Consider the following 10,854-nt stretch of genomic DNA (forward strand, 5'->3'; position numbering starts at 1 on the left):
CCGTTGTTTTCCCTGTCTGCGGGTGCGTTTTTAAAGCGCGGACTTTTTCCCCATGAAATTCATACAGGTGGAGTATGGATACGGGTATTCTCGAAAGTCTCCTCACGCTCTTTCAGATGATATGTGTCATCATGATCTTTGCCTACCTGTTCACCCGGAGCCGGTACTTCATCGAAGTGTTTGAGCACCGGGCCACACTCGTCACGAAGATCATCCTGGTCCTCTTTTTCGGCCTGATCTCCGTGTACGGGTCGATCAGTAAGATCGGCCTGTACGGGGCAGTCTTAAATGTCCACGATCTCGGCCCGATCATTGCCGGTCTGGTCTGCGGGCCGTTTGTGGGTCTTGGGGCCGGTATCATCGGTGGAGCATTCCGGTTAACGCAGGGGGGGCCGTACATGTATGCCGCCGCCCTTGCCACCATCGTTGCCGGTCTCCTGGGTGGCCTGGTCTACCTTGCCTATAAAAAAGAGTTCATCACCACCGGAAAAGCGGTTCTCTATGCCTTCCTCATCGAGATCATCGTCTCGGTCATGCAGATAGCGATGGCGACACCCCCGGAACAGGTCGTCAATGTTGCCCTGTTTGTGGCCCTCCCGATGATCATCATCGTATCCGTGGCCGTATTCATCTTCTCGAAGATCATCCACAATATTCTCACCGAACGGAAGATCCTGGCCGAGAAGGAGAAACTGGAGTCCGAGATGGCGCGGAAGAACGCGGAACTCCAGATCGCAGCCGAGATCCAGAAGAACTTCCTTCCTGAGATCCTCCCGCGGACCGAAGGGTTCGATATCGCGGCAAAAAGTATCATGGCAAAGGAGGTGGGCGGGGATTTTTTTGATGTGATACCGCTTGAAGTGATGCCCATCAACTCTTCCCGGACCGGGATCATGATTGCCGATGTATCCGGTAAAGGAGTCCCTGCCGCCCTGTTCATGGCCTTATCACGGATCGTTGTCCGGGTTACTGCAACCTGGTTCAAGAAGCCGTCCGAGGTGATATCTTTTGCAAATCCCATCATCGCGAACAATTCAAAGACCGGCATGTTCGTCACCCTGTTTTACGGTATCATTGACAAAGAGGCCGGGACGCTGACCTATGTGAATGCCGGGCACAATCCCCCGATCGTGTTACGGCAGAAGACCGGGGAGATCGAGGAGCTCAACCTCACCGGTATGGCAGTCGGCGCCATGGATGATGCCGAATATACGCAGGAGGAGGTCCCGCTCGCTGTCGGGGATATCCTGGTCTTATACACGGACGGCATCACGGAGGCACAAAATGACAAGGAAGAGATGTTCGATGTTCCCCGGCTCATTGAGACGATCCGGAACAACCGCACTTCCTCATCGCAGGTAATTGCGGATGAGATCATCCGCTCCGTCTTCTCGTTCAGCGACACGCAGCCCCAGTTTGACGATATCACCCTGATGGTGGTGAAAGTCACCTGAAGATCCGGTGATCGGCCCACTCCCGGCGAACGGGCCGGGCCGGTGTGCCGGCATCAACTGGTAACCGGCTGAAGACAGAGACCCAGAGATTTTTTTTAACGCTATCTGCCAGCGGGAATACCTCCCATGTGCGGGTTTTAATGTCACATGAAGCGGATCTGAGTATTCATCAGTGAGGTGGAATCGATTGGATAATCCGTGGAAACCGGCTTGTATTGCCTGTGCTGTTCTGTTTGTGATCGCGCTCGTTCTCGGCATGAGCGGGGCATTCAGCAGTTTTTCTGACTCATCACTGTTCAGTTCCTCCGTAAGCAAGGAAGCAACCGCACAGAAAATGGTTGATTTCATCGGTGCGAATTACCTGGCTTCCGGTGTATCCGCCCGGCTCGTCAATGTCTCGGAAGAGAGCGGGGTGTACAAAGTCGCGATAGAATATTCCGTGTCCGGGGACAAACAGGTCTCCTCTGTATACATGACGCGTGACGGGAAACTCCTCTTCCCGACTTCGTACCCGACGACCGCCCGGACAACGGCTGCCATCACAGCACAGTCTGTGGAGCAGAGTTGCTCTGCCCAGTCAAAGCAGGAATCCGCGCTGCTCGAAGCATTTGTTGTCTCCTCCTGCCCGTACGGCACGCAGATGCAGCTGGTTCTTGCAGATGTTGTCGCAGGCGTCCCGGATCTTGCAAAGAATATCAGGGTCCGGTATATCGGACAGGTATCCAACGGGACCATCTACTCCATGCATGGATCGAATGAAGCAGCAGAGAACCTCCGGCAGATCTGTATCCGCGAGGAGCAGCCGGACGCCTACTGGCAGTACGTCTCCTGTTACATCAACTCGTCTTCATCGGCGGAATGCATCAAATCCACTGGTATTGATCTGACCCGGCTCACCAGTTGCACAACCGACCCGGCAAAGGGAATCACCTATGCAGAGAAAGATTTCGCCATCGCAGATTCCTACGGTGCAACAGCGTCTCCCACCCTGATCCTGAACGGTGCGAAAGTCAGCGAGTTCAACTTCGGGGGCCGGAACCCGGAGGCACTCAAGACGCTGGTCTGCTGCGGGCTCTCCACGCAGCCTGGTTCATGTACGACAACACTGAGTAATGTTTCGGCAAGCAGCTCGCGGGGGAACTGTTGAAAATAATTTTGTAAATATTTTTTAAATTTTCCCGGTTTTGACCGGAGGGTCCTTGCCGGAATTTTTTTTACAAACCGTTTTAAATTTTTTCGAGCTGAAATTTTTCTGAAATGATTTCAAAAAGGTCCGGAATTTTTTTTCAAACGGTTTTCAAAATTTTCCCGGCCCGGCCACAACAACCCGACTCTGGTATTCCCCACTTCACGCCATCAACCGCTCCCGGATACCCCACTCCCAAAACCCTGGTTGATACGAAACTCCAGGTGTTTTTCTATAAACAGGGGGTCCGTTAGATGTTCTTCGACGGGAGGAACAGTTCTCCGATGTGAAACCCCTCATTTCAGGGGATGGTTCAGTCTTGTAAACTCTCTAAAAATTATCTCCACGTAAAAAGCCCCGTTTGCCAAACGGAGCCCATTTTAAAAAACCACTTTTTCGATAGTCACGTTTTTTTGCGAATTATAGCGTACTGATTTTGAACGAAGGTTTTTATAGCCTTATAATCCTTGTTTGAGGGGCATTTCGGCCTCTAAAAAACGTCTAATTATTGCCTTTTGGATCATGAGTGAGTTGGAATCCTGTGGAAAAGGCTGGCCGGGGAAATGGCGGGAGGGTATTTTTGGCTGAACTGTGGTTAGGATAATCCCCTGAGTGGTCATCCGTGGGTCTTCATCAAGCCGGGCTATCATTCCTGGAACAGAACCAAATACCCTTGAAGGATCGATGCCCCGGGCAAATATCCTGGCGTAATCATCAATTACAATCGACAATTTTATCATATATCGTCGATTATATCTGACAGATGGACGAAAAGATCCGGATCGCTCTCGAAAGCCAGAATCCCTGGTGGTTCAACAGACCGTTTGCAACCGGTACCGACCGGTTCCGGTATTTCCCGGAACTCCGGCACTATCTTGCAGCACAGGAGATCCTGCTGCTGGCTGGTGCCCGCCGCACCGGAAAGTCAACGCTGGTGTACCAGATCATCCGCTCTCTTCTTGATGCCGGTGCCCGGAGGGAGGCGATCCTGTACATCAACCTTGATGAACCGCTTTTTGTCAACCGGGGAAAAGATCCTGCGTTCCTTCGGGAGCTTATCGAAGATCACTGCACGCTCCATAGCGACATCACGCAGTTTTACATCTGCATCGATGAGATCCAGAACTTCGTCCCGTGGGCTCCAACGGTAAAAACACTCTATGATACAAAACCGGATCTGAAACTGATCCTGACCGGTTCCTCGTCCTCTCTCCTCCAGCGCGAGATCAGCACCCGGCTCTCCGGGCGGTACTTCTGCTGCACGGTCTATCCCTTGTCGTTTGCAGAGTGCCTCGACTTTCTCGGGATTGACCACCCCTCCATTATCCAGAAACGGCAGTACTTCGGACGCTATCTGGAGTACGGCGGGTTCCCCCGCGTCACCCTTGAACCGCAGGACGAACTGAAAAAAGAGATCCTGAAGAACTATTACGAAACGATCTATCTCAAAGATATCATCTATCCCAACAATGTGAGGAACAACAGCGATCTCTATGACGTGCTCTATTATCTGATCTCGAATACCGGCACCCCGCTCTCCTATAACCGGATCGCAGATGCCCTGCATCTCGCGCCAGAAACCGTGCGGGAATATATCGGGTATGCCGAAAGCGCGTTCCTGTTCTATCCGGTGAAAAAGTTCGATTATTCAGTGAAAAAACAGCTGGCCAATCCAAAAAAGATCTATTGTATTGATACTGGTATCATCAACGCGGTTGCCTTCGCTTTCTCAGAGAACCGGGGCTGGCTGCTGGAGAATGCCGTGTTCATGACCCTCAAACGGACCGATGCTGAAATCTACTATCACAAAAACCGGTACGAGTGCGATTTTCTCGTAAAAGTACACCGGAAGATCACCTCTGCGATCCAGGTCACCGATTCGCTTGAAAATCCTGATACCCGGGCACGGGAGATCCGGGGGGTATGCGAGGCCATGGAAGCGTATGATCTGGAGGGAGGGCTCATTCTCACGATGAACGAATCCGGTGAAGAAACCATTGCCGGCAGGCGCATCCGCATTATGCCGGTCTATGAATGGCTTGAGAATGTGAGAAACGGGATCTGACAAAACTGCGGTAATTCTCAGGATCCAACCCGAAAAAAAGATTACTCCACCGGCACGAACTTCGTGCCATAGTGGATGATGCCTTCTGAATCAGTGATGGTTATTATTGATCAGGTCATTCCAGTGAATCTCAAGTTTCACCATTTTACTCATGCCGTTATCATAACGGAAAATGAGTTTGCGATCCTCAAGATTCTGCAATGTTCTCGAAAGCGTGGATTTGGGTATTCCGGTCCTTGTAGAGAGATCGGCTTGGTTCATCTCGCCATATTTCATGAGCGCCTCCATTACATTTCTTTCGTTACCTTTCAACAAATTAAGCAGGTGACTGGATCCCTCATCTAGTGTGTTTTCCGGGCACGCTTCAGAAATTGGATCGTGGCAGGGGTCTTGAACACCAAGTTGAATTTCCTGTAATGATCCCGATGCGGGCTGGGCAATCACCGTGCCGCCACCCGGTGATTTGGTATACGTCAGGAAAAGGGAAACCGCAGTGATTCCTAATAGGAATGCTGCGATGGAAAGTACAACGCAATCTGCAAGCGTGTATACTCCGGGAATGGCCGCTGCAACAGGTCCGTTGCCACCGAATATCACATTAATCGTGACCGGTTGCAGGAACTTTAAGGCGAGGACGAAAACTGCCGCTACGAATGTGGCCATATACAGCGCGGTTTTTTTATCCAGATCCATTGTATCTTATATCCGTTAATAATAAATTATAATTTTAAGGTGAATAACTTTCAGGTTACCATAGCTGTCTATGTATAAGGAAACGGCGGGCTTACCCGTATGACTTTTTCTTTATCGAGATCAACATGGACGAAAAAAGTCGTTTCATTCAGGGTCGTGGTTGTATTAACGGTTGTGAAGACAACTGAAACGCCAGTCCCGTTCGCAGAAATCTCTTCAGAATTTTTTACCTGAATACGATCGAGAGGCTGAATATTTATTTTATACATTTTGGCTCCAATGATATTTTGGACTCTCGCATCCGCAAGGGCGATTTCTTCTGCAAGGTTCCGCTGTTCCATTGTTAAGGCCCCGGTTTTTATTTCGGAATTATTCCTATCGATTATCTGTACTAATCCCAGTTTCCCATTGGGAGACGATACCAGTACCGCGCTTTGGTTATAGGCTATAGTTTTTAGAGTGGTTTTACTGACAGTTGAGGTGTCCGTTGTTACAAAGGGACGGGGAGACGTTTCATTCCCTGTCACGGTCTTTGGAATAGTCACTGATCCATTTTCTGAAGGGGGAATGGGTATTTTCGTCAATTGCGTGTTTTGGACAAGCCAGATATCCTCAGTCCGCCCGCTCTCCCCGCCAACGAAAAAAGCAAAGGCGAATGCCAGCGCCAGTCCCATCAGGACCAACACACCTGTCACTGAAATGAATCTTCGATCCATCTGGATTCTCATTCACTCACAACCTTCATAAACTCTCCCCTGAAAAAAGAGGATTTTGATATATTACATCAAATCATTTCAATCAGTAATTACTGAATACCTAGTAGGTAAGAGTGTAAGATTCAGTCTGAGAATTTGATGCTGGGTTTAAGAAGGCATATCCCCAAGAACTACCCGTCCAAGGAACACTAACTGAAAATGTTCCTGATCCACCGGATCTCTGTAAAAATGGCCCATTATTCTGGTCTAAATCATAGATACCCAGCAAAGCGTTCTGATTCGTAGGTGTCCACGTCGCAGACTCACTAACATACGTTCCGGCAGTCCATGAGTAGGGGCCCCAAACATCCATATATCCGGGAGCTACGGATCCAGATACGCTGCTTAAGGTGGATTGCAGCTGGTTTGTTCCAATCTGTGTTCCATTATTTATATTATGGAATATTACCTTGACAACCTGCCCATCACTTGTCATCGCTGTATCAGGACCGATGCCTCTGATCATTATTGTTTTTTCAGTCTTCTCATTCGAGGCCAGGGCGCTTACAGCCCCGGTCATCAGCAGCGCAACAATTAGTATCGCTGCTGCAATTCCTATTCTTTTCATGTTTTTCCACTCCTTGATGTCCGGCATTTATACTGAACATCATATACTTCATCGAATGGAACACCATGAGAATTTCATGTGGAACATGCTGTTCTGAAGAATGGAACTCTCGTTCCGGATACCTGAACATCTTTAATATATTCCGATTTTATCATGTTTCCGGAACCCGAGAAATTATCCTTCATCCTGGGCAGAAAACTTTCCGGGTAGTCTCCATCAGTCCAAGAGAATAGGCCCCCGGAAATCTGCATATCGGGCAGCCTGGTGCCATGGATTTGAATACCTCTCTAAAAAGAATTGTAATGGTCACCGATCTTAAATACGGGATCCTGATGTGGATATGTCATTTGGGAAGGAGTGATGATGAGTTGTGAAATGAACCGATCATTACGATTTCATCGTTCTTGTAGTCTTTATCGAACGTCGGCTCAACACGGATGGTGAACTTATGAACCCTGGTCTCATTTGTAGTTAGGAATTTAGAACTATAATTAGCATCCATGCCGTCCGTTCCACTTAGTATTTCATTATTTATATTATGGAATATTACCTTGACAACCTGCCCATCACTTGTCATCGCTGTATCAGGACCGATGCCTCGGATCATTATTGTTTTTTCAGTCTTCTCATTCGAGGCCAGGGCGCTTACAACCCCGGTCATCACCAGCGCAACAATTAGTACCGCTGCTACAACTCCTGTTTTTTTCATGTTTTTCATGTTTTCACGCTCCGTGGTGTCCGGGATTTTACACCGTCACCATATGCCCGTGGGATGAAACACCATGAGAATTTCATGTGGGATGCATTGTTCTGAAAAATGGAACACCCGTTACGGATACCTGAACATCTTTTAAATTACCCTGAGTCATCCCATTTCAGTATCTGATGGAGGGGTGATCTCCCTGAATACCGTTATACGGAAAAATGTGACTCTTGGTTCGGGGAACCCGTGAAAAAAGATTATTCCACCGGCACGAACTTCGTGCCATAGTGGATGATGCCGCTCTCGCCATCGGTGCCGATCTTGCGGAATACACTTCTCACCCGCATGCCGATCTTCGCCTCCTTGGGATCGCAGATGATCTGGGTAGTCATCTGGGGGCCTTCGTCGAGCTTGATGATGGCAAGCACGTACGGCCCGGGGGATGCGAAATGGTCCGGTTCGGTCTGGATTACCGTGTAGGTGACGATCGTCCCGAAACCTGCGAACTGGTGGTCCACGATCTTGCCGTTCCTGCGGCAGTCGGGGCAGAAAGTCCGCGGGGGGAAGAAGTGCCGGCCGCAGGTCGTGCACTTTGTCCCGATCAGATTGTAGCGCTGGGGGATCTTTCTCCAGAATCGTGCAACGGTCATGTTATACCCTCCCGAGGATGTGCACGGCAACGGTAGCACCGGTGCCGCCCACGTTGTGGGTCATGCCGATCTTTGCGTTCTCGATCTGCCGCTTCCCGGCCTCGCCCCGGAGCTGCTGGACGATCTCGTACACCTGCTTGATGCCGGTTGCTCCGACCGGGTGACCGCAGGCCTTGAGGCCGCCGCTCGTGTTGACCGGGATCTTCCCGCCGAGTGCGGTCTCCCCGTCTTCGGTGAACTTGCCGGCCGTGCCCTTCTTGCAGAACCCGAGATCCTCGATGGCACAGATCTCGGCGATCGAGAAGCAGTCGTGCACTTCCACCATGTTGATGTCCTTGTGGGTGAGTTTTGCCATCTTGAACGCCCGCTGCCCTGCTGCAACGGTTGCGTCCATGGTCGAGATGTCGCGCCGGTCGTGGAGGGCGATCGAGTCGCTTGCCTGCGCCGTTGCCAGCACCTTGATCGGCGTGTCCGTGAACTCGCGTGCACGGTCGAGCGGTGCGACAATAACGGCTGCCGCCCCGTCCGTGATGGGCGAGCAGTCGAAGAGCCGGAGGGGCTCGGCCACCATCGTGGATTTCATGACGGTGCTGAGCGTGATCTCCTGCTGGAACTGGGCGATCGGGTTGCGGGCACCGTTGTAGTGGTTCTTCACGGCAACCTGTGCCAGCTGCTCGCGGGTCATGTGGTACTTGTGGATGTAATCGGTTGCGATCATCGCGTACAGGCCCGGGAATGTCGCGCCGACAAACCCTTCCCACTCGCGGTCCGCTGCGCCGGTGAGGGCGTCGGTGCTCGCGCCGGGCTCGACATCGGTCATCTTCTCGACCCCTGCTGCAACCACGATGTCTTCCATACCGCTCGCGACCGCGATCACGGCCTGCCGGAAGGCAAGACCGCCGGATGCGCAGGCAGCCTCGACCCGTGTTGCCGGGATGTGGCGTGTCGCCATGCCCGAGTAGTCGGCGATCAGGGCGCCGATGTGCTCCTGCTCGATGAACCGGCCGGCACTCATGTTGCCGACATACATGGCATCGATCTTCTCGCCGGAGAGTTTCGCGTCCTCAAGGGCAAGCGCTCCTGCCTCCACAAACATATCGCGAAACGACCTGTTCCAGTGCTCGCCGAACCGGGTGCACCCGATACCTATGACTGCTACGTCTCTCATACCTGCATCACCAGTTTCCCCTTGTGTTTCGCATATTTTGCATAGTCCAGGTAGATGGGGTTCGATAAGAGTTTCTCGACACTCGGTGCCGCTTCGCGCCTGATCTTGGTCTTGATCGCGTCAGTGACGGTGATGTCGAATGCATCGCTCCCGGCACCGGAGCCGAACGAGCAGACAAAGATGGTGTCACCCGGCTTGGCAATGTCCAGCGTTGCGGCAAGACCGATGGGCGACGCGCCCGAGTAGGTGTTGCCGAGGCGCGGGACCGCAAGGCCCGGCGTGATCTGTTCCTTTGTGAAACCGAGATCCTTTGCAACCTTCTGCGGGAACTTCGCGTTGGGCTGGTGGAAGACCGCGTAGGTGAAGTCCTTCGGGGTCTTCTTGGTTTCCTCCAGGAGCATGGTGCTTGCGCCCTTGACGTGCTTGAAGTACCCGGGGTCCCCGGTGAACCGGCCCCCGTGGCGGGGATAGTTCTGCCCCTCGCGGCGCCAGAAATCGGGTGTGTCCGTGGTAAACGAGCAGGTGTGGTTGATGGTCGCGATGGGGGCGTCGTCATCGTTCCCGATGATATAGGCCGCTCCTCCCGCTGCCGCAGTGTACTCGAGCGCATCGCCCGGTGCACCCTGCGAGACATCGGAGCCGATGGCAAGGCCGAACCTGATCATCTTGCTCTTGACAAGGCCCATGCAGATCTGGATCCCGGCCGTGCCTGCCTTGCAGGCAAACTCGAGGTCAGCAGCGGTCATCTTCGGGGTTGCCCCGATGGCCTCGCCCACCGTGCAGGCAGTGGGTTTTACCGCGTAGGGATGGGACTCGCTGCCCACGTACACGGCGCCGATTTCGGCGGGGTCGACCTTCCGGCGCAGCAATGCATTGCGTGCCGCTTCGACAGCAATGGTTGCAGCGTCCTCGTCCATGTCGGGGACGGACTTCTCAAAAACGCCCAGACCTCCCGTGATATCGGATGCGTTCGCACCCCAGACCCGGGCGATCTCCTCGACCTTGATGCGGTATCTCGGTATGTATGTACCGTAGGTAATGATGCCTACCATTCTTTTTCCCTCAGGGTACTCACGATTTTGTCAACTTCCATGCCCGTACAGAAGACGGTGATGCGATCCTTCTCCGCCATCTTGGCCACGAAGGGGTGGACGTCCTGGGTATCGATGCCCTGGAGCACCACGCACCGCGGCTTGAACGGCGTGACGCGGATCGCTACCATCGGTGATTTGCCGGTCGAGACATTGGTGAAGACCAGCGCCCGCTCCGTGCTCCAGCCGTAAATGCGGTTGAACTCTGCCGATGAGAGTTGCAAAATTGCGTTTAAGCTGTTGACCACCGTGTAGCCGAAGATGTTCTGGTCGGTCGACCCGCAGAGCAGCGTGCAGCCGAGGGTATCGGCAAAGTCCTGTAAGGGGACGGGTGCATCGTACTCGTGGAGGTCGTAGATCACGTCATCTTCGACATTTGAGAAGAGCATGGTTGAGAATTTGTGAATGTGTCTGCCGCCATCTTCCTCGTCCATGGCGAGGATCGTGTCGACAATCTTGCCGACAACGGCGGTGCCGGGACTCTTCCGCCTGCCACTCTCGTAATCACTGATGACAGACGG

The 10,854-nt window shown here is 52.4% G+C and carries 12 protein-coding genes; 3 read left to right on the forward strand and 9 right to left on the reverse strand.

Going from position 1 to position 10,854, the window contains the following annotated elements:
- Positions 1-74: 74 nt before the first annotated feature.
- Positions 75-1,454, forward strand: a complete 1,380-nt coding sequence (locus LUQ43_RS04845) for a SpoIIE family protein phosphatase (RefSeq protein WP_299964533.1) — start codon at positions 75-77, stop codon at positions 1,452-1,454.
- A 187-nt stretch (positions 1,455-1,641) separates the two neighbouring features.
- Positions 1,642-2,601 (forward strand): hypothetical protein, encoded by a 960-nt coding sequence (locus LUQ43_RS04850; RefSeq protein ID WP_299964535.1) that lies wholly within the window; start codon positions 1,642-1,644, stop codon positions 2,599-2,601.
- A gap of 497 nt (positions 2,602-3,098) precedes the next feature.
- Here the strand turns inward: LUQ43_RS04850 and LUQ43_RS04855 are convergent, their stop codons facing one another.
- The gene (locus LUQ43_RS04855) at positions 3,099-3,380 is read right to left on the reverse strand and encodes a hypothetical protein (RefSeq protein WP_299964537.1); all 282 of its coding nucleotides are present in this window, start codon (positions 3,378-3,380) and stop codon (positions 3,099-3,101) included.
- A 23-nt stretch (positions 3,381-3,403) separates the two neighbouring features.
- Between LUQ43_RS04855 and LUQ43_RS04860 the strand changes: the two genes are divergently transcribed.
- Positions 3,404-4,705 (forward strand): ATP-binding protein, encoded by a 1,302-nt coding sequence (locus tag LUQ43_RS04860; protein ID WP_299964540.1) that lies wholly within the window; start codon positions 3,404-3,406, stop codon positions 4,703-4,705.
- A 90-nt stretch (positions 4,706-4,795) separates the two neighbouring features.
- Here the strand turns inward: LUQ43_RS04860 and LUQ43_RS04865 are convergent, their stop codons facing one another.
- From LUQ43_RS04865 to LUQ43_RS04900, 8 genes are all read right to left on the reverse strand, one after another.
- Entirely contained in the window at positions 4,796-5,398 is a 603-nt protein-coding gene (locus LUQ43_RS04865) for a helix-turn-helix domain-containing protein (protein ID WP_299964542.1), read from the reverse strand.
- A gap of 68 nt (positions 5,399-5,466) precedes the next feature.
- A complete protein-coding gene (locus LUQ43_RS04870) occupies positions 5,467-6,072 on the reverse strand; it encodes a hypothetical protein (RefSeq protein ID WP_299964545.1) in 606 nt (201 codons plus the stop codon).
- A gap of 142 nt (positions 6,073-6,214) precedes the next feature.
- Positions 6,215-6,748, reverse strand: coding sequence for a hypothetical protein (locus LUQ43_RS04875; protein WP_299964547.1), 534 nt, complete (start codon positions 6,746-6,748; stop codon positions 6,215-6,217).
- A gap of 316 nt (positions 6,749-7,064) precedes the next feature.
- Positions 7,065-7,439, reverse strand: coding sequence for a hypothetical protein (locus LUQ43_RS04880; protein ID WP_299964549.1), 375 nt, complete (start codon positions 7,437-7,439; stop codon positions 7,065-7,067).
- Positions 7,440-7,681: 242 nt separating this feature from the next.
- Positions 7,682-8,074 carry a Zn-ribbon domain-containing OB-fold protein gene (locus LUQ43_RS04885; protein WP_299964551.1) on the reverse strand — a complete coding sequence of 131 codons (393 nt, stop codon included), beginning with the start codon at positions 8,072-8,074 and terminating at the stop codon, positions 7,682-7,684.
- A 1-nt stretch (position 8,075) separates the two neighbouring features.
- The gene (locus LUQ43_RS04890) at positions 8,076-9,242 is read right to left on the reverse strand and encodes a thiolase domain-containing protein (RefSeq protein ID WP_299964553.1); all 1,167 of its coding nucleotides are present in this window, start codon (positions 9,240-9,242) and stop codon (positions 8,076-8,078) included.
- The gene (locus LUQ43_RS04895; protein WP_299964555.1) at positions 9,239-10,294 is read right to left on the reverse strand and encodes a hydroxymethylglutaryl-CoA synthase; all 1,056 of its coding nucleotides are present in this window, start codon (positions 10,292-10,294) and stop codon (positions 9,239-9,241) included. Before LUQ43_RS04895 ends, LUQ43_RS04890 begins: the two co-directional genes overlap by 4 nt.
- The coding region (locus tag LUQ43_RS04900) for a transcriptional regulator (RefSeq protein ID WP_299964559.1) at positions 10,288-10,854 on the reverse strand (567 nt) is incomplete at its 5' end. The genes LUQ43_RS04895 and LUQ43_RS04900, both read right to left, overlap by 7 nt.

This window comes from Methanoregula sp. (genome assembly GCF_028679125.1).
In the GTDB taxonomy this organism is placed as follows: Archaea; Halobacteriota; Methanomicrobia; order Methanomicrobiales; family Methanospirillaceae; genus Methanoregula.

Coding starts and splice junctions, on each gene's coding strand:
- LUQ43_RS04860 (WP_299964540.1), top strand. CDS start 3,404: ATGGACGAAAAGATCCGGATCGCTCTCGAAAGCCAGAATCCCTGGTGG.
- LUQ43_RS04845 (WP_299964533.1), top strand. CDS start 75: ATGGATACGGGTATTCTCGAAAGTCTCCTCACGCTCTTTCAGATGATA.
- LUQ43_RS04875 (WP_299964547.1), bottom strand. CDS start 6,748: ATGCCGGACATCAAGGAGTGGAAAAACATGAAAAGAATAGGAATTGCA.
- LUQ43_RS04865 (WP_299964542.1), bottom strand. CDS start 5,398: ATGGATCTGGATAAAAAAACCGCGCTGTATATGGCCACATTCGTAGCG.
- LUQ43_RS04890 (WP_299964553.1), bottom strand. CDS start 9,242: ATGAGAGACGTAGCAGTCATAGGTATCGGGTGCACCCGGTTCGGCGAG.
- LUQ43_RS04855 (WP_299964537.1), bottom strand. CDS start 3,380: ATGATAAAATTGTCGATTGTAATTGATGATTACGCCAGGATATTTGCC.
- LUQ43_RS04880 (WP_299964549.1), bottom strand. CDS start 7,439: ATGAAAAACATGAAAAAAACAGGAGTTGTAGCAGCGGTACTAATTGTT.
- LUQ43_RS04870 (WP_299964545.1), bottom strand. CDS start 6,072: ATGGGACTGGCGCTGGCATTCGCCTTTGCTTTTTTCGTTGGCGGGGAG.
- LUQ43_RS04895 (WP_299964555.1), bottom strand. CDS start 10,294: ATGGTAGGCATCATTACCTACGGTACATACATACCGAGATACCGCATC.
- LUQ43_RS04885 (WP_299964551.1), bottom strand. CDS start 8,074: ATGACCGTTGCACGATTCTGGAGAAAGATCCCCCAGCGCTACAATCTG.